Origin of the sequence: Modestobacter altitudinis, from assembly GCF_005930475.1 — a bacterium.
GTDB classification, from domain to species: Bacteria; Actinomycetota; Actinomycetes; order Mycobacteriales; family Geodermatophilaceae; genus Modestobacter; species Modestobacter altitudinis.
Genome location: NZ_SJEW01000081.1, coordinates 1 through 22,178 on the forward strand (window position 1 = coordinate 1; position 22,178 = coordinate 22,178).

Consider the following 22,178-nt stretch of genomic DNA (forward strand, 5'->3'; position numbering starts at 1 on the left):
CCCTTCGACTGCTCGCTGCGGCGGTCTCCCTGCAGGCCGCGCTGCTCGGCGTCACCGGTTGCACGGAGAACGCCGACGACCCGGCCGCCGGGTCGTCGGCGCCCTCCTCCACCCCCGCACCTGCACCGCCCACGCCGGCCGGTGGCGCCGAGGCGCAGGCGCTGGCCGCGCTGCCCACCGGGCCGGCCACCGGGACGGCGGTGGTGGCGGTGACCGGCGCCGGCGAGCTGCGCGCCCCCTTCACCGGTCAGTGCTCCCAGACCGCGGACGGCACCCGGCTCGAGGGTTCCGCCGACACCGCGACGGTCCGGCTCGACGTCACCCCCGGCGGCGCCCACCTCGCCCTGGACGACGTGGGGCTCTCGGCCACCTCCGACGTGGCGACCGGCCGGTACGACGTCTCGGGGCGGCACCTCTCCCTCGCCGCCCCGCTGGTCTTCGACGGCCGGTCGACCGGTTCGGTCGAACTCGAGGTGGACTGCGGCGGATGACCCTCCCGCCCTGCGGACGCAGGGGCCCAGCGCGCTGACTAGAGTCCCGGGCGTCCGCTCGGAGGGGAGTTCGTCGGTGCAGAAGGTCCTGATCGCCAACCGCGGTGAGATCGCGGTGCGTGTCGCACGTGCCTGCCGGGACGCGGGGCTGACCAGCGTCGCCGTCTACGCCGAGACCGACCGGGACGCCCTGCACGTGCGCGCCGCCGATGAGGCCTTCGCCCTGGGCGGCACCACCCCGGGTGACTCCTACCTGGTCATCGACAAGATCATCGACGCCGCCCGGGCCTCGGGTGCGGACGCGGTGCACCCCGGCTACGGCTTCCTGAGTGAGAACGCCGGGTTCGCCTCCGCCGTGATCGACGCCGGGCTGACCTGGATCGGCCCCTCCCCCGAGGCGATCATCGCCCTCGGGGACAAGGTCGCCGCCCGGCACATCGCCACCCGCGCCGGCGCGCCGCTGGTGCCCGGCACCACCGACCCCGTCGCCGACGCCGACGAGGTCATCGCCTTCGCCCGCGAGCACGGGCTGCCGGTGGCGATCAAGGCCGCGTTCGGCGGCGGCGGCCGCGGGCTGAAGGTGGCCCGCACTCTCGAGGAGATCCCCGAGCTGTTCGACTCCGCCGTCCGCGAGGCGGTGTCGGCGTTCGGGCGCGGCGAGTGCTTCGTCGAACGCTTCCTGGACAAGCCCCGCCACGTCGAGGCCCAGGTCCTGGCCGACACCCACGGCACCGTCATCGTCGTGGGCACCCGCGACTGCTCCCTGCAGCGCCGCAACCAGAAGCTCGTCGAGGAGGCCCCGGCACCCTTCCTCACCGACTCCCAGCGCGAGCGCATCCACTCCTCGGCCAAGGCCATCTGCGCCGCGGCCGGCTACGTGGGTGCGGGCACCGTGGAGTACCTGGTCGGCACCGACGGGTCGATCTCCTTCCTGGAGGTCAACACCCGCCTGCAGGTCGAGCACCCCGTGTCGGAGGAGACGTCGGGCATCGACCTGGTGCGCCAGCAGTTCCGGATCGCCCAGGGCCTGCCGCTGGAGATCACCGCCGACCCCACCCCGCGCGGGCACAGCATCGAGTTCCGGATCAACGCCGAGGACGCCGGCCGCAACTTCATGCCCGCCCCCGGCCCGGTCACGAAGCTGGAGATCCCCCAGGGCCCCGGCGTCCGCTGGGACTCCGGGGTCGAGACCGGCGGTGAGGTCGCCGGCGCGTTCGACTCGATGCTGGCCAAGCTCATCATCACCGGCGCCACCCGCACCGAGGCGCTGCAGCGCGCCCGCCGCGCGCTGGCCGAGCTCGTGGTCGAGGGCATGCCCACCGTGATCCCCTTCCACCGCGCCGTCGTCGCCGACGAGGCCTTCACCAGCGAGCCGTTCAGCGTGCACACCCGGTGGATCGAGACCGAGTGGGACAACCAGGTCACCCCCCACGGCCCCGCCGCGGAGACCGACGACGCCGAGCCGCGGCAGAACGTCGTCGTCGAGGTCGGCGGCCGCCGGCTGGAGGTGTCGTTGCCCGCCGGGCTGGCCGCGGGCGGCCCCGGCCCGACCAACGGGGGCGCCAAGCCGCGCAAGCGCGGCGGCGGGCACGGCGGCTCGGCCGCGTCCGGGGACTCCCTCACCGCGCCCATGCAGGGCACCATCGTCAAGGTCGCCGTCGCCGACGGTGCCGTCGTCGCCGCCGGTGACCTGGTCGTCGTGCTCGAGGCGATGAAGATGGAACAACCCATCACCGCCCACAAGGCCGGCACCGTCAGCGGACTCACCGCCGAGGTCGGCGCCAGCGTGACCAGCGGCGCGGTGCTCTGCACCATCAGCGACGCCGAGTAGCCGGCCGCCGACGGCCCCTTCCAGGGACCCGCCCCGAGCCTGCGGGGGGTGGAGAGGAAGAGGGTCCTCAGCTGTGCTCGTCCTCGATGCCCATCAGCCGACGGCCGGCCTCGGTGATCGAGCCGGACAGCGAGGGGTAGATGGCGAAGGTCTGCGCGAGGTCACCCGCCGTGAGCCCCTTGGTGACGGCCAGCGCGATCGGCAGGATCAGCTCCGACGCCCCGGGGGCCACCACGACACCGCCGATGACGACGTCGGTCGAGCGCCGGGCGTACAGCTTCACGAAGCCGTCGTGCAGGTCGCCCATCTTGGCGCGCGCGTTGGTGGCCAACGGCAGCCGGACCACCTCGACGTCCGCGCCCTCGGTGAGCGACTTCTCCTGCACGCCGACCGTGGCGATCTCCGGGTGGGTGAAGACGTTGGCCGCGACCGTCTTCAGCCGGATCGGCGCGACCGCCTCACCGAGGGCGTGCCACATCGCGATGCGGCCCTGCATCGCCGCGACCGAGGCGAGCTGGAAGACGCCGGTCACGTCGCCGGCGGCGTAGATGCCCGGGGTGGTGGTGCGGGAGACCCGGTCGACCACGATGTGCCCGGCCTCGGTCACCTCGACGCCGCACGCCTCCAGGTTCAGGCCGTCGGTGTTCGGCACGGTGCCCACGGTCATCAGCGCGTGCGAGCCCTCGACGACGCGGCCGTCGGTCAGCTCGACCCGGACGCCCTTCTCGGTGCGCAGCACCTTCTCGGCCCGGCCGCGCTCGGCGATCCGGCCGCCACGGGACTGGAAGACCTCCTCGACGACCGCGGCGGCGTCGGCGTCCTCACCGGGCAGCACCTGGTCGCGGGAGGAGACCAGGGTGACCGGGACGCCTGCCTCGAGGTAGCCGGAGGCGAACTCGGCGCCGGTCACGCCCGACCCGACGACGACCAGGTGGTCGGGCAGCTCGTCGAGGTCGTAGACGTCCCGCCAGGACAGGATCCGCTCGCCGTCCGGCTCGGCGCCGGACAGCACCCGGGGGTCGGCGCCGGTGGCGATGAGCACGACGTCACCCTCGAGCTCCTCGACCACCGTGCCGGCTCGGTCGAGCACCTCGACCCGGTGCGCGGCGAGGCCGCGCTCCTCGTCGGAGAGCCGGCCCTGGCCGCTGACCAGCCGGACGCCCTCGGACTCCAGCCGGGCGTGGATGTCGGCCGACTGGGCCACCGCCAGCCCCTTGATCCGCTGGTTGACCGCGGCCAGGTCCAGGCCCACGGTGCCCAGGTCGGTGCCGCGCAGCCCTAGGACGGTCGAGTCGCGGACCGCGGTCATCGCGCCCGCCGCGGCGATGAAGGTCTTGGACGGGACGCAGTCGGTGAGCACGCTGGCGCCCCCGACGCCGTCCCGTTCGATCACGGTGACGTCCGCACCGAGCTGGGCGGCGACGAGCGCGGCCTCGTAGCCGGCCGGGCCACCGCCGATGATGACGATGCGGGTCATGAGTGCTGGTCTCCAGTCTGGGTCGACGATCCGGCCCCATTGTCCCCGCTGGTCGCCACCCACGTGGGGAGGCCCCGGCACCGGGCGCTCGCTATCGTCACCGGGATGGCCCTCTACGCCGCGTACGGGTCGAACATGGACCCGGCGCAGATGCTGCAGCGCTGCCCGTCGTCCCCGTTCTCCGGCACCGGCTGGATCCCGGGGTGGCGACTCACCTTCGGCGGGGAGGAGTTCGGCTGGGAGGGCGCGCTGCCCACCCTGGTCCCGGCCGAGGGCGTCTCTCCCGGCGTCTTCGTCGCCCTCTACGACCTGACCGAGGCCGACGAGTCGACGCTGGACGCCTGGGAGGGCGTCGACCACGGGCTGTACCGCAAGGTGCGGCTCCGGGTGCACACCCTGGCCGGGGACGTGGTGGCCTTCGCGTACGCCCTGGACGCCTTCGAGGGCGGGCTGCCCGCGGCCCGCCACCTGGGCGCGATCGCCGACGCGGCCGAGGCGGCCGGTGCACCCGACGACTACCTGCTGGACCTCCGCCGGCGCGACTGCCGCTCCACCACCAACTGACCCACCGTGGCGGGAGCACCGCACCTCGATGACGCAGGATGGGCACATGAAGACCGAGCCCCGGCCCGCTGACGACCTGTGGGGTCAGGTCCTCCGCTTCGCCGTCGTCGGCGCGCTCAGCGCCGTCGTCGACCTCGGCGTCTACACCCTGGCGCTGCACCTGGGCCTGTGGGTGCACGCCGCCCGCGCCCTCAGCTTCATCTGCGGCACCACCACCGCCTACGCGCTGAACCGCCGCTGGGCGTTCGGGGTGGAGGGCGGCAGGCGTCGGGCACTGGGGTTCGTGCTGCTGTACGGGACGACGTTCTTCGTCATCCTCGGCGTGAACGCGCTGGCCCTCGCCGTCCTGCCGGACCACTGGTGGACGGTGACGCTGGCCTGGGCCATCTCCCAGGGCTTCGGGACGGTCTGCAACTTCGTGATGCTGCGGACCGTCGTCTTCAAGGACTGATCGGTCAGCCCGCCGACGGGCCCAGGAAGGCGTCGAGCAGCCGGCGGGCGGCCAGCGCGGGGGTGAGCCGGCCCGCCGTCACCGCTCCCTCCAGCTCCGGGGTGAGCGCGCGGACCCCGGGGTCGCTGCGCAGCCGGTGCTCCAGGCCGTCGCGCACCAGCTGCCAGACCCAGCGCACCTGCTGGGCCCGGCGCCGCTCGGCGAGCTCCCCGGAGGCGCGCATCCGGTCCTGGTGGTCGACGACCTTCCCCCAGACCTCGTCCAGCCCCTGCCCGGTCAGCCCCGCGCAGGTGAGCACCGGCACGTCCCAGCCGTCACCGCGCCCGCGCAGCATCCGGATCGCCGCGGCCAGCTCCCGGGCGGCGCGGCGGGCGTCGACCTCACCGGGACCGTCGGCCTTGTTCACCGCGATGACGTCGGCGATCTCCAGGATGCCGCGCTTGATGCCCTGCAGCTGGTCGCCGGTGCGGGCCAGGGCGAGGAACAGGAAGGAGTCGACCATCTCCGCGACGGTGACCTCCGACTGGCCGACCCCGACGGTCTCCACCAGCACGACGTCGTAGCCGGCCGCCTCGACCACCACCATCGACTCCCGGGTCGCCTGGGCGACCCCGCCGAGCGTGCCGGCGGTCGGCGCGGGTCGGATGAACGCGTGCTCGTCGACCGCCAGCCGGGACATCCGGGTCTTGTCGCCCAGGATCGACCCGCCCGTCCTCGCCGACGACGGGTCGACGGCGAGGACGGCGACCTTCGAGCCGGCCGCGGTCAGCGAGATCCCGAGGGTGTCGATGAACGTCGACTTCCCGACCCCGGGCACGCCGCTGATCCCGACCCGGCGCGCTCCACCGGCGTGCGGCAGCAGCTCGACGAGCAGCTCCTGGGCCGCCTCCCGGTGGTCGCCGCGCCGGGACTCCACCAGCGTGATGGCCCGCGCCATCGACCGCCGGTCGCCGGTCAGCACGCCGTCCGCGAGCCCGACGACGTCCACCGGCCCGTTCACCGGTGGGCCATGTTGGCCAACATGGCCCCTCTCATGCGTGGCCGAGGCGGTCGGACAGGGTGCGGAGCAGGTCCTGGGCGGCGTCGGCGATGACGGTGCCGGGCGGGAAGACGGCGGCGGCGCCCATCTCCTTGAGGGTCGGGACGTCGTCGGGTGGGATGACGCCGCCGACGACGACCAGGACGTCGTCGGCGCCGAGTGCGGCGAGGGCGTCGCGCAGCGCGGGGACGAGGGTGAGGTGCCCGGCGGCGAGGGAGGAGACCCCGACGACGTGCACGTCGGCCTCCACGGCCTGCCGGGCGACCTCGTCGGGGGTCTGGAACAGCGGGCCGACGTCGACGTCGAAGCCGAGGTCGGCGAAGGCGGTGGCGATGACCTTCTGGCCGCGGTCGTGGCCGTCCTGGCCCATCTTGGCCACCAGGATCCGCGGCCGGCGCCCCTCGGCGTCGGCGAACGCGGCGGCCATCTCCCGGGTGTCCTCCACCGGTCCGGATCCCCCGGCTTCGTCGCGGTAGACCCCGGAGATGGTGCGCACCTGACCGGAGTGCCGCCCGTAGACCGCCTCCAGCGCGTCGGAGATCTCCCCGACCGTGGCCTTGGCCCGGGCCGCGTCGACCGCCAGCTTCAGCAAGTTCGCGTCCATGTCGTTCGCGCTGTCGCTACCGCGCCGCCCGTCGGCGGCGGCGCGAGCGGCGTCGGTGAGCCGGCCGAGGGTCTCGGTCACCGCGCGGTCGTCGCGGGAGGCGCGCAGCTCGGCGAGGCGGGCCTTCTGTTGGGCCAGCACGTCGGCGTTGTCCACGCGGAGCACGTCGACGGCCTCGTCGGCGGTGACCCGGTACTTGTTGACCCCGATCACCGGCTGCCGACCGGAGTCGATCCGGGCCTGGGTGCGGGCCGCGGCCTCCTCGATCCGCAGCTTGGGGATGCCGTCGTCGATGGCCTGGGCCATCCCACCGTGGGCGGCGACCTCCTGGATGTGCGCCCAGGCACGCCGGGCCAGGTCGTAGGTGAGCTTCTCGACGTAGGCGGACCCGCCCCACGGGTCGATCACCCGCGTCGTCCCGGACTCCTGCTGCAGCAGCAGTTGGGTGTTGCGGGCGATCCGGGCGGAGAAGTCCGTGGGCAGCGCGAGGGCCTCGTCCAGGGCGTTGGTGTGCAGCGACTGGGTGTGCCCCTGGGTGGCGGCCATCGCCTCCAGGCAGGTGCGCACGACGTTGTTGTAGACGTCCTGGGCGGTCAGCGACCACCCCGAGGTCTGGGAGTGGGTGCGCAGCGACATCGACTTCTCCTTGAGCGCGCCGGCCTCCTTCACGAGCTTGGCCCACAGCAGCCGCCCGGCCCGCAGCTTCGCGACCTCCATGAAGAAGTTCATCCCGATGCCCCAGAAGAAGGACAGCCGGGGGGCGAAGACGTCGACGTCCAGCCCCGCTGCCTTGCCCGCCTGCAGGTACTCGACGCCGTCGGCGAGGGTGTAGGCCAGCTCCAGGTCGGCGGTCGCCCCGGCCTCCTGGATGTGGTAGCCGGAGATGGAGATCGAGTTGTACCGCGGCATCTGCGTGGAGGTGAACGCGAAGATGTCGCTGATGATCTGCATCGAGGGCTTGGGCGGGTAGATGTAGGTGTTGCGGACCATGAACTCCTTGAGGATGTCGTTCTGGATCGTGCCGGTGAGCTGGTCCGGTGCCACCCCCTGCTCCTCGGCGGCGACGACGTAGAGCGCCAGCACCGGCAGGACGGCGCCGTTCATCGTCATCGACACGCTCATCTTCTCCAGCGGGATGCCGTCGAACAGCTGCCGCATGTCCAGGATCGAGTCGATCGCCACCCCGGCCATCCCGACATCACCCACCACCCGCGGGTGGTCGGAGTCGTAACCCCGGTGGGTGGGCAGGTCGAAGGCGACGGAGAGCCCCTTCTGCCCGGCCGCCAGGTTGCGCCGGTAGAACGCGTTGGACTCCGCCGCGGTGGAGAAACCGGCGTACTGCCGCACCGTCCACGGCTGGGTCGTGTACATCGTCGGATACGGCCCGCGCAGGTACGGGGCGATCCCGGGATAGGTGTGCAGGAAGTCGACGTCCGCGAGGTCCGCCGCGGTGGCCAGCGGCGGGACGGCGATCCCCTCCGGAGTCTCCCAGGTCGCCTCCGCCACGCTCCGACCGGTCGCGTCGGCGTAGGCCGCCGCCCAGTCCTCGCCGGTCGCGTGCGTGGTCGGCCGGCCCAGCTCCAGGCCGCCGAAGTCAGGGATCCCGCTCATGCCCGCACCTCTCCCGGGGCAGGAGTGGCCACTTCTGCCCCCAGTTGCTCCAGGACGGTCGTCAGGACGGCGACCGCGTCGCACCCGGCGTACACGTACCCGTCCACGCCGTCGACATCCAGGGACGGCGACCCGGCCAGCCACACCTGCGTCGCCCCGGCCGCCCTCAGCTCGGCGGCCAGGTCGGCGGCGTCCGACGCGTAGTCCTTGTCGGTGCCGCAGATGCAGACCACCGAGGTGCCGGCCTCGTCGAGTCCGGCGACGCCGTCCCCGGCCGGCGTCTGCAGCCCGCCGGCGCCGAACAAGTTGGCTGCGAAGCCGGCCCGCGCGGTGTGCCGGGCGATGGGACCGAGGGTCGCGAGGTACACCCGCGGGCGCGGGTCGACGGCCTCCACCGCGCCGCGCAGGTCCTCGAACGCCGCGGCGGCGCGCACCCGGGGCAGTCCGCCGGACGGCGGGGCCGCGGCCGGACGGCGGGTGGGCAGCACCTCGGCCGGGTTGGGGAACTCGCTCACGCCGGTGATCGCGTCGGCCCGGGTGGCCAGTCGCTGCTCGCGGTCGGCCCAGGCGGCGGCGATCCGCCCGCCCACCAGACCGCTGGACAACGCGGCGGCCAGCCCGCCGGCCCGCTCGATCTCGGTGAACCACGCCCACGCCGCCTGCGCCAGCTCCTCGGTGAGCGACTCGACGTACCAGGAGCCACCCGCCGGGTCGAGCACCCGAGCGAGGCTCCCCTCCTCGACCAGCAGGCTCTGGGTGTTTCGCGCGATCCGCCGGGCGAAGGCGTCGGGCAGGCCCAGAGCGGCGTCGAAGGGCTGCACGGTGACCACGTCCGCGCCGCCGACCCCGGCGGCGAAGCAGGCCACCGTGGTGCGCAGCATGTTCACCCACGGGTCGTGCCGGGTGACCATCACCGACGAGGTCACCGCGTGCTGCCGCATCGCGCGGGCCTGCGCGGGCACCCCGCTGGCCTCCCCCACCCGGTCCCACAGCCGGCGCGCGGCCCGCAGCCCGGCGATCGTGGTGAACTGGTCCGCGCTGGCCGCGAACCGGAACTCCAGCTGGCCGAACACCTCCTCCACGCCCAGCCCCTGGTCGGTGAGCGCCCGCAGGTAGGCCACCCCCGCCGCGACCGCGCACCCCAGCTCCTCCACCGCCGACGCCCCGGCGTCGGCGAACACCGTGCCGTCGACGACCACGGTCCGCCACCCCGCCGGCGCACGGCGCGCCAGGTCGGCCAGCCCGGCCAGCTCCTGCGGCTCACCGGTCGCCGCCTGCAGCCCCAGCGGGTCCAGCCCCAGGCATCCGCCGGGCGCCAGGTCGCGACGGCCCTCGACGAGGGCGAGGAACGCCTCCGCCGCCGGCAGACCACCGGAGAGGCTCACCGGCGCCAGGTCCAGGTAGACGTCGGCGAGCACCTCACCCAGCGCGTCGACCGGCACCGCCCCCTCGCCGCACACCAGCCACAGCGAGGAGACGCCGTTCTCCAGGTCCGCGGCGATCGCCTCGCGGGTCCCCGCCACGTCGGGGTCGGCGTGCCGCTGCCGCACGTCCCAGCCGCCGGGGACCTCGGTGTCGGCGCCCCCGGCCGCGGTCACCCCCGCGGCACCGGCCCGGGCACCGCGGACGAACGGCGGGAGCCCGGGCACCCCGGCCAGCGTGGGCAGGTCGCCGGCGTCCTCGGCGGTGTAGAGCGGGGCGACGCTGACACCGGTGGCGACCGGCACCCGCAGCGCGTCCTCGACCGGGTCGGGCAGCTCGTCCCTGCCGGCCTTGCGCAGCACCCCGGCCACCAGGTCCCGCCACTGCGCGCGGCCGGCCGCCGGGAACTCCCCGGCGAGCTCGAGCACCTCGGGGGCCGCCGGTTCGGCCGGCGGCGCCCCCTCGGGTCGCGCGGTCTGCTGGTCGGTGGAACGCATCATCGGGTCCCTGCCTCTCAGGTGCCTGTGCAGCGCCTACCGCGGCACGTTACCGAGCACCGCCGCGGCATCGGCCGCCAGCGCCTGCAGTGCGGTGCGGGCCATCAGCCGCACGCCCACCCCGATCGCCCGCTCGTCGACGTCGAAGGTCCCGCGGTGCAGGTCCAACGGCTCGCCCCCGCCGTGCGTGCCCAGCCGGGCCAGCGCGATCGGCAGCACCTCGGCGAACCAGCCGAAGTCCTCCCCGCCCATGCTCTGCGGCGACTGGACCAGCCCCTCGCTGCCCACCGTCTCCAGCGCCGCCGAGCGCAGCATCGCGACGCTGCGCGGGTCGTTGACCACCGGCGGCACCCCGCGGACGTACTCGATGGAGACCCCGGCGCCGGACAGCTGGGCCACCTCGGTGACCAGCCGGCGCACCAGGTCCTCCGCCTGGCTCCACACCGCCCGGTCGAGCACCCGCAGCGTGCCGCGCAGGGTGCCGGTCTGCGGGATCGCGTTCGGCGCCACCCCGGAGCTGACCGCGCCCCAGACCAGGGAGACGCTGGAGCGGGGGTCGACCAGCCGGGACAGCAGCCCCGGCACCTCGGTGACCACCCGGCCCAGCGCGTGCACCAGGTCGACGGTCAGCTGCGGGCGGGCGGTGTGCCCGCCGGGACCGGTGAGCGTCACCTCGACCCGGTCGCAGGCCGCGGTGATCGAGCCGGTGCGCAGCCCGACCATGCCGACCGGCACCGACGGGTCGCAGTGCAGCGCGAAGGCGCGACTGGCACCGGAGAGCAGGCCCTCGTCGACGACCTGCAGGCCGCCGCCGGGCACCTGCTCCTCGGCCGGCTGGAAGACGCAGCGCACCGTCCCGGGGAGCCGGTCCAGCGAGGCCAGCGCGAGCGCGACGCCCAGCAGCACGGTGGTGTGCACGTCGTGCCCGCAGGCGTGGCAGAGCCCGTCGCGGGTCGAGGCGTAGGGCACGTCCTTGAGGTCGTGCAGCGGCAGCGCGTCGATGTCGGCCCGCAGCACCACGACCGGTCCGCCGCCGCCCACGTCGCAGACCAGCCCGGTGCCGCCCTTCAGGCGTCGCGGCTGCAACCCGGCAGCGGTCAGCCGGGACTCGAGGAAGGCGGTGGTCTCCAGCTCGGCGAAGCCCAGCTCGGGGTGCGCGTGCAGGTGCCGGCGGACCGCGACCAGCTCGTCGTGGTGCGCCCGGGACCAGGCGTCCACCGCGGCGCCGGCGTCGTCCCCGCCGGGCCGGCCCGGCACGTCGTCCTCTCCCGGGACCGTCACGGGCGCGCCGTCGCCTCGGGCAGCCCGTCGCGCAGCTCGGCGAGCAGGCTGTCGACGACATGACGCAGGTCACCGCCATGTGCGGCGGCCACCGCCCGCTGGCGCTGGTAGGAGGCACCGACGGCGAGCACCCGCTCGACGTCGGCCAGTTCCTGCTCGCAGCCCAGCCGTCGCGCGGTCGGCGACAGCTCCTCGGCCAGGTCGGCGATCGCCTGCCGGACCGGACGGACGGTGCCCTTCTCGTCGACGATGATGTCGGCGTCCAGCCCGTAGCGGGCCGCCCGCCACTTGTTCTCCCGCAGCACCCAGCCGGCTGGCACCGGCAGGGTGTAGCCGCGGTCGATCTCCCGGTCGAACTGCTCGACGAGGCACTGGGACAGCGCTGCCACCACGCCGATCTCGTCGAGCGTGGGCAGCCCGTCGCAGATGCGCAGCTCCACGGTGCCGAAGTCCGGGTGCGGCCGGATGTCCCACCAGACCTCGCGCACGCTGTCGATCGCGTGGGTGGAGATCAGCGTCTCCATGTACTCCTCGAAGCGGTCCCAGCCCGACAGCTGGTACGGCAACCCGGCCGTGGGCATCCCCTCGAAGACCTTGCTCCGGGCGCTGGCCAGCCCGGTGTCGGCGCCGACCCAGTACGGCGAGGAGGCCGACAGCGCGAGGAAGTGCGGCACGTACTGGGTGAGGGCGTTGACGATGGGGATGGCCTTCTCCGGCGACCGGACGCCGACGTGCACGTGGACCCCGAAGATCTGCAGTCGGCGGGCCAACCACTGCATCTTCTCCACCAGCTCGAGATATCGGTCCTTCGGCGAGATCTGCTGGGTCTGCCAGTCGGTGATCGGGTGCGTGCCGGCACACATCAGCGCCAGCCCGCGCTTGTCGGCCGCGGCGACCACCTCGGCCAGCGTGCCGGCCAGGTCGGCCTTCGCCTCGGCGACGGTGCTGCAGATGCCGGTGATGATCTCGATCGTCGACTGGAGCAGCTCGTGCTTGGCCTTGGGGTGCTCCTCGAGGCCGGCCGGGGTGATGTCGGCGAGGATCTCGGTGGCTCCCGCGGTGAGCTCGCGGCTCTGCGGGTCGATGAGCTGGAGCTCCCACTCGACGCCCAGGCTGGAGCGCTCGGAGGAGTGGAAGGGTATCTGCACGCGGCGAGTCTAGGCAGGGACGCGGGCACCCGCCGGGCGATGACCTGGGCCGCCGCACCGGCCCTCCGCCGTCCCCGGTCCCACGCCCGGCTGCCGTCCCCGGTGGCACGCCCGCTGTCGGCGGACCCGACGGGCGCCCGCTAGTTTCCCGGTGTGGCCGCGCAGATCCCCTCCCCGCACGACCTGCGGGGGACCCCCACCCGCCTCTCCGACCCGGTCGCCCTCGCGGCCCGGGCGGCCGACGACCTCACCGCCGCGCTGGGCGGCGGCCGGCACGACGTCGCGGTGGTGATGGGCTCGGGCTGGGCGCCGGCCGCCGAGGCCTTCGGGCCGGCGTCGGCCAGCGTCGCCATCGGCGAGCTGCCGGGCTTCGCCGCCCCCACGGTGACCGGGCACGGCGGGGAGATCCGCTCGGTGCAGGTCGGTGGGCAGCGGGTGCTGCTCTTCCTCGGCCGCACCCACCTGTACGAGGGCCAGGGCGTGGAGCCGGTGGTGCACGGCATCCGCACCGCCGCCGCGGCGGGCGTGCGCACCGTCGTCCTCACCAACGCCGCCGGCGGGCTGCGGCCCGACCACCGGGTCGGCCAGCCGGTGCTGATCAGCGACCACCTCAACCTGACCGCGCGCTCACCGCTGGTCGGCGCCGAGTTCGTCGACCTGACCGACCTCTACTCCGCCCGGCTGCGGGCGCTGGCCAAGGAGATCGACCCGTCGCTGGCCGAAGGCGTGTACGCGGCCCTGCCCGGCCCGCACTTCGAGACCCCGGCCGAGATCCGGATGCTGACCACCCTGGGGGCCGACCTGGTCGGCATGTCCACTGCGCTCGAGGCGATCGCCGCCCGCGCCGCGGGGGTGGAGGTGCTCGGCCTGTCCATGGTCACCAACGCCGCCGCCGGGATCACCGGCGAGGCGCTGGACCACCTCGAGGTGCTCGCCGCGGGCAAGGCCGCGGCCGGCCGGCTCGGTGAGTTCCTGGTGGAGTTGATCGGCCGGATGCCGTGAGCGGTCCCGGGGTCGCCGCCGGCCCGGTGCTGGTGACCGGGGCGGCCGGGCTGATCGGCGGCTGGCTCCGCGGTGCGCTGCCCGAGCGCGGCTGGGCGCTGCGCAGCGTGGACGTCGTCCCGGTGCCCGACCCGCGCCCCGGTGAGGAGCACCTCGTCGCCGACGTCACCGACCTGCCGGCGATGGTCGACGCCGCGACCGGCGCGGCAGCTGTCGTCCACCTGGCCGGCATCGCCGGCGAGTCGACCTGGCCGGCGATCAGCGCGACCAACATCGAGGGCACGTACTGCGCGCTGGAGGCCGCCCGTCGGGCCGGCGTGCAGCGCGTGGTGCTGGCCAGCAGCAACCACGCCACCGGGTTCACCCCCCGCCCCGGGCACGGGCTGCTCAGCGAGGCCGATGCCCCGCCCCGGCCGGACACCTTCTACGGCGTCTCCAAGGTCGCCATGGAGGCGCTCGGGTCGCTGTACGCCGACCGGCACGGCATGGACGTCGTCTGCCTGCGGATCGGCAGCGCCTTCCCGCAGCCGACGACCGTCCGCCACCTCGCCACCTGGCTCTCCCCCACCGACACGGTCGCGCTGGTCGACGCCGCGCTGACCGCGCCCTCGCCCGGGTTCGCCGTCGTCTGGGGCGTCTCGGACAACACCCGCCGCTGGTGGGACCTGACCGCCGCGGAGGCGCTGGGCTACCGCTCGGTCGACGACGCGGAAGCCCACGCCGAGGCCGTCCTCGCGGCGCACGGCGAGCCCGACCCGGCCGACCCGGTGCTCAGCCGGGTCGGCGGCGAGTACACGACCGACACCCTCGTCGACGACGCCGTCGTCGAGACCGAGCGCCGCGCCCGGGAGCTGCCGTCATGACCGACCTGCTGGCCACGGCCCGGGCGTGGGCGGCCGACGACCCGCACCCCGGCGACCGGGCGGAGATCGAGGCGCTGGTCGAGGCCGGCGACACCGCCGAGCTGGCCCGCCGGCTCACCGGTCCGCTCACCTTCGGGACGGCGGGGCTGCGCGGACCGCTGCGCGCCGGTCCGGCCGGGATGAACGCCGCCGTGGTGAGCCGCGCCGCCGCCGGGCTCGGTTCCTGGCTGGCCGCGAACGGGCACGCCGGCGGCGGGGTGGTCATCGGCTACGACGCCCGGCGCCGCTCCGACGAGTTCGCGCACGCCTCCGCCGCGGTGCTCGCCGCCGCCGGGTTCGCCGTCCAGGTGCTGCCCCGGCCGCTGCCCACGCCGGTGCTGTCCTTCGCCGTCCGGCACCTGGGCTGCGTCGCCGGTGTGATGGTGACCGCCAGCCACAACCCGCCCGACGACAACGGCTACAAGGTGTACCTGGGCGACGGGGCCCAGCTCGTGCCCCCGGCCGACCGGGAGATCGAGGCGGCGATCGCCGCCGTCGGCCCGGCCCGGGAGCTGCCGCTCTCCGACGAGTGGCTGACCCTCGGCGACGACGTGGAGGCCGACTACGTGGCGGCGGTCGTCGACGCGCTGCAGCCCGGCCGGGTGCCGCTGGCGGACCGGCAGCGGCTGCGGGTCGCCTACACCGCGATGCACGGCGTGGGCTCGGCGACGACCCGCCGGGTGTTCGACGCCGCCGGGTTCGCCCCGCTGCACGCCGTCGCCCAGCAGGACCGGCCCGACCCGGCGTTCCCGACCGTGGCGTTCCCCAACCCGGAGGAGCCCGGCGCGGTCGACCTGCTGGTCGACCTGGCCGTGCAGGTGGACGCCGACGTGGCGATCGCCGAGGACCCCGACGCCGACCGCTGCTCGGTGGTCTGCGACGACCGGCAGCTGACCGGGGACGAGGTCGGCGCGCTGCTGGCCGACTGGCTGCTGCGCCGCGGCGTGCGCGGCACCTACGCGCGGTCGCTCGTCAGCGGCTCGCTGCTGGGTGAGCTGGCCCGGGCGCACGGGGTGCCCGCCGAGGAGACCCCGACCGGCTTCAAGTGGATCATCCGGGCCGGCACGGCCGGGGCACCGCTCGTCTTCGGGTACGAGGAGGCGCTCGGCTACGCGGTCACCCCGGACGTGGCGCACGACAAGGACGGCATCTCCGCCGCGCTGGCCGTCGCGCTGCTCACCGCCGAGCTGGCCGCCGAGGGCCGTACCCTCCCCGACCGGCTGGACGAGCTGGCTCTCGAGCACGGTCTGTTCGCCACCGGCCAGCTGTCGGTGCGGGTGGAGGACCTGTCGCTGATCTCCGAGGCGATGGTCCGGCTGCGCGCCCGGCCGCCGGTGCAGCTGCTCGGCCGGGACGTGGGCGCCACCGACCTCGCCGACGCCCAGCCGCCGGTGGACGCGGTGCGGCTGACCGGGGACGGCGTCCGGGTGATCGTCCGGCCCAGCGGCACCGAGCCCAAGCTCAAGGCCTACCTCGAGGTCGTCGTCCCGGTGCCGGACGCCGCCGGCGTGCCGGCCGCCCGCGAGCGGGGTAGCGACGAGCTGGACCGGCTGCGCGCGGAGATGTCCGCCGCCCTCGGCCTGTAGCCGGTCACCCCACGCCGCAGGACCGCAGCACGGCGAGCACGAGCGCGCGGGTGACCGTGCAGACCTCGTCCAGGTCGACCGCCTCGTGCGGGCCGTGCGCCAGGCGGACGTCGCCGGGGCCGTAGTGCAGCGTCGGGATCCCGGCGCCGGCGTACAACCGCAGGTCGCTGCCGTACGGGGCACCCCGCTCGCGCAGCCGGTCGCCGCCGGTGACGTCGGCGTGCCCGTCGGCCACCAGGTCCCGGAGCCCGGCCCCGGCCGGCAGGTGGCCCCCGGCGAACTGGCCGCCGGACCAGGTGAGCACCGGCGGGTGGTCGCGCAGGAAGGGGTCGCGCGCGGTCACCTCGGCGACGCACTGCTCCAGCTCGCGGCGGGCGGCGTCCGGGTCCTCCTCGATGCGCAGCCCCAGCCGCCCCTCGGCGACCAGCAGGTCCGGCACGCTGCTCGACCAGTTCCCGGCCTGCACCCGGCCGACGACGATCGGGTACGGCACCGGGTACTCCCGCATGAGCGGCTCGACCGTGCGGTTCCGTCGTCCCGCCAGCTCCGCGAGGGCCCGGTGGAAGGGCAGGTAGGAGTCCAGCGCGCTGTGCCCGGCGTAGGGCGTGCTGGCATGGGTGGCCAGCCCGGACAGCTGCAGGGTGAACGTCAGCGCGCCGGCGGCACCGGTGATGAGCGTGCCGCTGGTCGGCTCGGTGATGATGCACGCATCACCGGTGTGCCCGCGCTCCAGTGTGCCGAAGGCGCCCAGCCCGCCGTCCTCCTCGCCGATGACGAACTGCAGCGCCACCCCGCGGCGCAGCCGGACGCCGGACCGGGCGATGGCCGCGTACGCCGCCACGTTGGCCGCCACGCCGGCCTTCATGTCGCAGGCCCCGCGGCCGTGCACCCGCCGTCCCCGCCACGTCGGCTCGAAGGGGTCGCTGCGCCAGGGCGCGGGATCGCCGGGCGGGACGACGTCGACGTGCCCCTGGAGCACCAGCGCCGGCCGGCCGCCGTCCCCGTGCGCGGTGCCGACGAGCCCCCATGCCTCGCTGCGCGCGGCCTCGACCCCGGGGAAGCCGGGCGCGGCGGTGAGCGCGGGGAGGTCCAGCGGCCACAGGTCGACGTCCAGGCCGAGGGCGGTCAGCTGCTTGGCGAGCACGTGCTGCACGTCGGACTCGGCGTCGGAACCGGTGACGCTGGGGACGGCGAGCAGCTCGGTCAGCGAGGTGGCCAGGCCGTCCCGGTCGACGGCGGCCACCGCCCGTGCCTCGAGGGCGGTCAGTCGCGACATGGGTCCTCCTGCGCTCGACGATCAGCTGGTGGCCGAGCGTAGGAAACAGGTCGTTTCGTCCATGTTGCGGCACGCGCGCGTCCATGTGCGACTTCCTCGCGTCTTCCAGCTCTTCGCGCAAGGAAATACGATCGACGAATGGACGACATCGACCGTCAGCTGGTGTCCCGCCTCGTCCGGGACGGGCGGGAGGCCTACGCCGACCTGGCGCGCGCGGTCGGGCTCTCGCTGTCGGCCACCAAGCGCCGGGTCGACCGGCTGGTCACCGACGGGGCGATCCGCGGGTTCACCGCGGTGGTCGACCCGGTGGTCATGGGCTGGGCGCTGTCGGCGTCCGTCGAGCTGTTCACCACCGGCACGGTGCCGTTCGAGCGGATGCGCCGGGACCTGGACGCCATGCCCGAGGTGGTCTCCGCCTCCACGGTCTCCGGCGGGGCCGACGCCATGCTGCGGGTGGTCGCCTCCGACGCCGGGCACCTGGAGCGGGTGATCAGCCGGCTGCGCGACCTGCCCTACGTGCAGCAGACCAACACGGTGCTGCTGCTGAGCAGCCTGCTGTCCCGGCCGACCCCGCTGACGACCGACGGCGCGCACTGAGCCCGGTGGGTCAGCCCCAGTAGGGCGGCGCGGACGGCGGCGGGACCGGCGGCCCGGACGGCGGAGCTGCCGGCGGCGGGAACAGCGGCTGCCGGGCGGGCGGGCCGTACGCGGCACCGGCCGCGGGGCCGTAGCGGTTCGGGCCGGCGTCCCCGCGCAGGCAGCCGTTGAGCACCAGCAGGGCGAGGCCACCGACGTAGGGCACCAGCCCGAGCAGCAGCCACCAGGCCGGTAGACCCCGGTCGTGCAGCCGGGCAGCGCTGGACGAGATCGACGCCGGCGCGGTGAACAGCGCGACGGCGAGCACGATCGGCCCGTACGGCGACCCGCCGGCCGCGATCTGGTCGAGGTCGCTGCTGCCCATGGCCAGGTCGGCGAGCAGGCCCAGCACGGCCAGGCCGGCCAGCGGCACCGTGTACTGCAGCCACCAGGTGCGCCGGTCGATGCGCCCGCGGCGCACGTACCACTGCCAGAAGCTCACGACGCCAGTCTCTCCTGTTCGTGCCAGGCGCGCGGGAGGACGTCCCGCGCCAGTGGGCGGTGGCGTCAGTCGCCGACGGGCTCCCGGCAGCCGGTGCTCAGGGAGCGCTGCGCGGCGGCCAGCACCGCGACGACGTCCCGGCCGAAGCGCACGTCGCACGGGTGGGTGCCGCCGGTGACCGCGGCGGCCTGCAGCTCGGTGACCGCGACCTGGTGGGCCTCCACCGCGACCCGCCCCTCGGGGAGCAGGACCAGCCGGCCGGCGTCGCCGTGCACCCACGTCTCGATCCCCGACGCCAGCGGGGCGGAGGTCGAGGACACCGTCACCGTGCTCGCCCGGCCGCCGGGGTGGCTGAGCACCAGGTGGACCGTGTCGCCCTGACCGGCGCCGGCCTGCACCGCGGTGACCGGCCCCAGCGCGGGCACCAGCAACGACAGCGCGTGCGGGCCGACGTCCCAGAGGGCACCGTGCTCCCGGCGCCACGGGGTGTCGAACGGCGAGTCGGCCAGCGACCCGAGCCAGGTCACCGCCCCGCCGGCCAGCGTGGTGCGGGCGGCCTGCTCCAGCCAGGTGGAGGTCGCCGTCCGGAACCGGTTGGTGAAGAAGACCACCGAGGCGACGCCGGCGGCGTCGACGGCGGCGACCACCCGGTCGGCGGCGGCGGTCGAGAGCGCGACCGGCTTCTCCAGCAGCAGGTGCTTGCCGGCGGCCGCCGCGCGCTCGGCGAGCGGGGCCTGCACGTCCGGCGGCAGCGCGAAGCTGACCGCGTCGACGTCGGCGAGCAGCGCGTCGACGTCGTCGGTGCCCGGGACGTCGAACTGCGCGCCGACCGCCTTCGCCTTGGCCAGGTCACGACCCCAGACGCCGACCAGCTCCGCGTCGGGGTGCCCGGCCAGCGACGTGGCGTGCACGTCACTGGCCCAGAACCCGGTGCCGAGCACGCCGAACCGCATGTCAGACGGCGCCGAACTGGCGGTCGCCGGCGTCGCCCAGCCCCGGGACGATGTAGGCGTGCTCGTTGAGCCGCTCGTCGACGCTCGCGGTGAACACCCGGAGCGGGAGCCCGCTCTGCTCCAGCCGCTCCAGCCCCTCGGGGGCGGCGAGCGCGCACAGCACGGTGATGTCGGTCGCGCCGCGGTCGGTGAGCAGGGTGCAGCAGTTCACCAGCGAGCCGCCGGTGGCCAGCATCGGGTCCAGGACGAACACCGCGCGGCCGACGAGCGACTCCGGCAGCGAGGCCATGTAGGGCTCCGGCTCGAAGGTGACCTCGTTGCGGGCCAGCCCGACGAACCCCATCTGGGACTCCGGCAGCATCCCGTGCGCGGTGTCGGCCATGCCCAGCCCGGCGCGCAGCACCGGCACGATCAGCGGCGGGGCGGCCAGCCGGAAGCCGATCGTGTCGGTGACCGGGGTGGTGATCGGCTCCTCGGCGATCTCGAGGTCGCGGGTGGCCTCGTAGACCAGCATCTGGGTGAGCTCGCGCAGCGCGGCACGGAACGCCGCGTTGTCCGTGCGCTCGTCGCGCATCCGGGACAGGCGGGCACGGGCGATCGGGTGGTCCACGACGGTCAGCTGCACGCCGCACACCGTATCCGCCCTGGTGATCACCGCCCCGGCCGCGCCGGGCCCGGCTCCGCCGCGCCACCTGAGGGGGAGCCGTGCCACGGCGCGGCTCCCCCTCAGGTCGACCGGCTCACGTCGGCGATCGTCACGGGTTGACGGCGAGGAAGACGAAGCTGGCCAGCAGCGCCAGGTGCACCGCGCCCTGGAGCCGGGTCGCCCGCCCGGGCACGACGGTGAGGACGCCGGTCACCACGGTCACCGCCAGCAGCACCATCTGCGTCGGCTCGAGCCCCAGGACCAACGGTCCGTCGAGCCAGATCATGGCCACCGCGATCGCCGGGATGGTCAGGCCGATGCTCGCCATCGCCGAGCCGAACGCCAGGTTGAGGCTGTTCTGCAGCCGGTTGCGCCGGGCGGCCTTGGCGGCGGCCAGCGTCTCCGGCAGCAGGACCAGCAGCGCGATGACCACGCCGACGAACGACTGCGGCGCACCGGCGGCGGCCACGGCGTCCTCGATCGCCGGTGACTCGACCTTGGCCAGGCCGACCACTGCCACCAGGGCGACCAGCAACAGCCCCAGCGAGCTGAGCGCGGCCCGGGAGCTCGGCGGATCGGCGTGGCTGTCCTCCTCCAACGCCGCACCGTCCTCGGCGACAGGCAGGAAGAAGTCCCGGTGCCGGACGGTCTGGGTGAGCACGAACGCGCCGTAGAGCACGAGCGAGGCGACGGCGGCGAAGGCCAGCTGCGACGGGGAGAACTGCGGGCCCGACTCGGCCTCGGTGAAGGTCGGCAGCACGAGGCTGAGCACGGCCAGGGTGGTCACGGTGGCCAGCGCAGCACCGGTGCCCTCGGCGTTGAAGGAGACGATGCCGTGCCGCATCGCCCCCAGCAGCAGGGAGAGCCCGACGATGCCGTTGGCGGTGATCATGACGGCGGCGAAGACGGTGTCCCGGGCCAGCGCGGCAGTGTCGTCACCACCGGACACCATCAGCGTCACGATGAGCGCCACCTCGATGATCGTCACCGCGACAGCGAGCACGAGGGACCCATAGGGCTCCCCCACCCGATGCGCCACCACCTCGGCGTGGTGCACGGCGGCCAGCACCGCGCCGATCAGCACCACCGCGACGAGCACCACCACGGCGGTGGGGAGGTCGCGACCCCAGGAGGCGGCGAGCACCACCAGGGCGAGCACGGGTACGGCGGTGGTCCAGGTCAGAGCAGCGGGCAGCGGACGACGTCGGGCCCCAGGCGTCATGCGGCCCACGGTTCCACAACGGCCGCGGCCACCCCGGCGAGCAGGACGCAGTCGGGCACCGGGCGCAGTGGAGAATGCCGGCATGACCCACGTGCTGGACCCGAGCGCGCTCACCGGTGCCGGGAGCCTGACCGGCCCCCTCCCGGACCCGTTCGCCGACGTGACCCGTTCGGACGACGCCTTCCGCGCCTTCCTGCACGGCCTGCCCGGGGTCGACCAGGTCGGCGCCGAGGCCCGGGTGAAGGTGCTGGGCACCCGCTCGATCAAGTCCACCGCCAAGGCGTGGGCGATCGACACCGCGATCTCGATGGTCGACCTCACCACCCTCGAGGGCTCGGACACCCCGGGCAAGGTGCGCTCGCTGGCCGCGAAGGCGCGCCGCCCCGACCCCGAGGACCCCGGCTGCCCGCCCGTCGCGGCGGTCTGCGTCTACGGCGACCTGGCCGGCGTGGCCAAGGAGGCGCTGGCCGGCACCGGCATCAAGGTGGCCGCCGTGGCCACCGCCTTCCCCAGCGGCCGGGCCAGCCGGGCGGTGAAGCTCGCCGACGTGCAGGACGCCGTCGGTCAGGGCGCCGACGAGATCGACATGGTCATCGACCGCGGGGCCTTCCTGGCCGGCCGCTACCTCGACGTGTTCGAGGAGATCGTCGCCGTCAAGGAGGCGTGCGGCTCCGCGCACCTGAAGGTCATCCTGGAGACCGGCGAGCTGGTCACCCTGGACGCCGTCCGCCGCGCCTCCTGGCTGGCGATGCTCGCCGGCGGCGACTTCATCAAGACCTCCACCGGCAAGATCTCCCCCGCCGCCACGCTGCCGGTCTGCCTGGTGATGCTGGAGGCGGTGCGCGACTTCCGCGCCGCCACCGGCCGTCAGGTGGGCCTCAAGCCGGCCGGCGGCATCCGGACGACGAAGGACGCCGTCAAGCACCTCGTGCTGGTCAACGAGACCGCCGGGGCCGACTGGCTCTCCCCCGACTGGTTCCGCTTCGGCGCCTCCAGCCTGCTCAACGACCTGCTCCTGCAGCGCCAGAAGCTCCGCACCGGCCACTACTCCGGCCCCGACCACGTGAGCGTGGACTGATGAACTCCCCCACCCGGCC

The 22,178-nt window shown here is 74.7% G+C and carries 19 protein-coding genes and 1 pseudogene; 9 read left to right on the plus strand and 11 right to left on the minus strand.

Annotation, left to right across the window (positions count from 1 at the left end):
- Both FHL79_RS25250 and FHL79_RS21615 read left to right on the plus strand, forming a co-directional pair.
- A pseudogene (locus FHL79_RS25250) lies at window positions 1-491 on the plus strand (hypothetical protein); the annotation flags it as partial.
- Window positions 492-567: 76 nt separating this feature from the next.
- The gene (locus FHL79_RS21615; protein ID WP_171058281.1) at window positions 568-2,322 is read left to right on the plus strand and encodes an acetyl/propionyl/methylcrotonyl-CoA carboxylase subunit alpha; all 1,755 of its coding nucleotides are present in this window, start codon (window positions 568-570) and stop codon (window positions 2,320-2,322) included.
- Window positions 2,323-2,389: 67 nt separating this feature from the next.
- Here the strand turns inward: FHL79_RS21615 and FHL79_RS21620 are convergent, their stop codons facing one another.
- Window positions 2,390-3,799, minus strand: coding sequence for an NAD(P)H-quinone dehydrogenase (locus FHL79_RS21620; RefSeq protein ID WP_138760623.1), 1,410 nt, complete (start codon window positions 3,797-3,799; stop codon window positions 2,390-2,392).
- A 105-nt stretch (window positions 3,800-3,904) separates the two neighbouring features.
- Here FHL79_RS21620 and FHL79_RS21625 point away from each other — a divergent pair, with 105 nt between their 5' ends.
- Both FHL79_RS21625 and FHL79_RS21630 read left to right on the plus strand, forming a co-directional pair.
- Window positions 3,905-4,363: a gamma-glutamylcyclotransferase family protein gene (locus FHL79_RS21625; RefSeq protein ID WP_138760624.1), complete on the plus strand. Its 459-nt coding sequence runs from the start codon at window positions 3,905-3,907 to the stop codon at window positions 4,361-4,363.
- Between the two features lie 46 nt (window positions 4,364-4,409).
- The gene (locus FHL79_RS21630) at window positions 4,410-4,814 is read left to right on the plus strand and encodes a GtrA family protein (protein WP_138760625.1); all 405 of its coding nucleotides are present in this window, start codon (window positions 4,410-4,412) and stop codon (window positions 4,812-4,814) included.
- Window positions 4,815-4,818: 4 nt separating this feature from the next.
- Here the strand turns inward: FHL79_RS21630 and meaB are convergent, their stop codons facing one another.
- The 5 genes from meaB to FHL79_RS21655 are packed head-to-tail and all read right to left on the minus strand — an operon-like array spanning window position 4,819 to window position 12,416.
- Window positions 4,819-5,814, minus strand: coding sequence for a methylmalonyl Co-A mutase-associated GTPase MeaB (gene meaB, locus FHL79_RS21635; protein ID WP_138760626.1), 996 nt, complete (start codon window positions 5,812-5,814; stop codon window positions 4,819-4,821).
- A gap of 31 nt (window positions 5,815-5,845) precedes the next feature.
- Window positions 5,846-8,068, minus strand: a complete 2,223-nt coding sequence (scpA, locus tag FHL79_RS21640; protein WP_138760627.1) for a methylmalonyl-CoA mutase — start codon at window positions 8,066-8,068, stop codon at window positions 5,846-5,848.
- The gene (locus FHL79_RS21645) at window positions 8,065-9,987 is read right to left on the minus strand and encodes a methylmalonyl-CoA mutase family protein (protein ID WP_171058282.1); all 1,923 of its coding nucleotides are present in this window, start codon (window positions 9,985-9,987) and stop codon (window positions 8,065-8,067) included. The genes scpA and FHL79_RS21645 overlap by 4 nt, the downstream gene beginning before the upstream one ends.
- A gap of 36 nt (window positions 9,988-10,023) precedes the next feature.
- Window positions 10,024-11,268: an amidohydrolase gene (locus tag FHL79_RS21650; RefSeq protein WP_171058283.1), complete on the minus strand. Its 1,245-nt coding sequence runs from the start codon at window positions 11,266-11,268 to the stop codon at window positions 10,024-10,026.
- A complete protein-coding gene (locus FHL79_RS21655; RefSeq protein WP_138760628.1) occupies window positions 11,265-12,416 on the minus strand; it encodes a glutamate--cysteine ligase in 1,152 nt (383 codons plus the stop codon). The genes FHL79_RS21650 and FHL79_RS21655 overlap by 4 nt, the downstream gene beginning before the upstream one ends.
- 153 nt (window positions 12,417-12,569) lie before the next feature.
- Between FHL79_RS21655 and FHL79_RS21660 the strand changes: the two genes are divergently transcribed.
- Genes FHL79_RS21660 through FHL79_RS21670 form a run of 3 tightly spaced genes read left to right on the plus strand, consistent with a single transcriptional unit; the run spans window position 12,570 to window position 15,906 of the window.
- Window positions 12,570-13,418, plus strand: a complete 849-nt coding sequence (locus FHL79_RS21660; RefSeq protein ID WP_138760629.1) for a purine-nucleoside phosphorylase — start codon at window positions 12,570-12,572, stop codon at window positions 13,416-13,418.
- Window positions 13,415-14,281 (plus strand): NAD-dependent epimerase/dehydratase family protein, encoded by an 867-nt coding sequence (locus FHL79_RS21665; protein ID WP_138760630.1) that lies wholly within the window; start codon window positions 13,415-13,417, stop codon window positions 14,279-14,281. Before FHL79_RS21660 ends, FHL79_RS21665 begins: the two co-directional genes overlap by 4 nt.
- Window positions 14,278-15,906 (plus strand): phospho-sugar mutase, encoded by a 1,629-nt coding sequence (locus tag FHL79_RS21670; protein WP_138760631.1) that lies wholly within the window; start codon window positions 14,278-14,280, stop codon window positions 15,904-15,906. Before FHL79_RS21665 ends, FHL79_RS21670 begins: the two co-directional genes overlap by 4 nt.
- Window positions 15,907-15,910: 4 nt before the next feature.
- Here the strand turns inward: FHL79_RS21670 and FHL79_RS21675 are convergent, their stop codons facing one another.
- Window positions 15,911-17,182 (minus strand): ArgE/DapE family deacylase, encoded by a 1,272-nt coding sequence (locus tag FHL79_RS21675; RefSeq protein WP_138760632.1) that lies wholly within the window; start codon window positions 17,180-17,182, stop codon window positions 15,911-15,913.
- A 138-nt stretch (window positions 17,183-17,320) separates the two neighbouring features.
- Here FHL79_RS21675 and FHL79_RS21680 point away from each other — a divergent pair, with 138 nt between their 5' ends.
- Window positions 17,321-17,779: an Lrp/AsnC family transcriptional regulator gene (locus FHL79_RS21680; RefSeq protein ID WP_138760633.1), complete on the plus strand. Its 459-nt coding sequence runs from the start codon at window positions 17,321-17,323 to the stop codon at window positions 17,777-17,779.
- A gap of 10 nt (window positions 17,780-17,789) precedes the next feature.
- On the opposite strand, the gene FHL79_RS21685 is transcribed toward FHL79_RS21680, so the two are convergent.
- From FHL79_RS21685 to FHL79_RS21700, 4 genes are all read right to left on the minus strand, one after another.
- Window positions 17,790-18,260: a DUF805 domain-containing protein gene (locus tag FHL79_RS21685; RefSeq protein WP_171058284.1), complete on the minus strand. Its 471-nt coding sequence runs from the start codon at window positions 18,258-18,260 to the stop codon at window positions 17,790-17,792.
- A gap of 65 nt (window positions 18,261-18,325) precedes the next feature.
- Complete coding sequence (locus FHL79_RS21690) at window positions 18,326-19,213, minus strand: Gfo/Idh/MocA family protein (protein ID WP_138760635.1); 888 nt, start codon at window positions 19,211-19,213, stop codon at window positions 18,326-18,328.
- A 1-nt stretch (window position 19,214) separates the two neighbouring features.
- Window positions 19,215-19,838, minus strand: coding sequence for a uracil phosphoribosyltransferase (upp, locus tag FHL79_RS21695; RefSeq protein ID WP_138760636.1), 624 nt, complete (start codon window positions 19,836-19,838; stop codon window positions 19,215-19,217).
- Window positions 19,839-19,968: 130 nt separating this feature from the next.
- Window positions 19,969-21,081: a calcium:cation antiporter gene (locus tag FHL79_RS21700; RefSeq protein ID WP_138760637.1), complete on the minus strand. Its 1,113-nt coding sequence runs from the start codon at window positions 21,079-21,081 to the stop codon at window positions 19,969-19,971.
- 82 nt (window positions 21,082-21,163) lie between these two features.
- On the opposite strand from FHL79_RS21700, the gene deoC reads away from it, so the two are divergent.
- Window positions 21,164-22,159, plus strand: coding sequence for a deoxyribose-phosphate aldolase (gene deoC / locus FHL79_RS21705; protein ID WP_218938562.1), 996 nt, complete (start codon window positions 21,164-21,166; stop codon window positions 22,157-22,159).
- Window positions 22,160-22,178 lie beyond the last annotated feature (19 nt).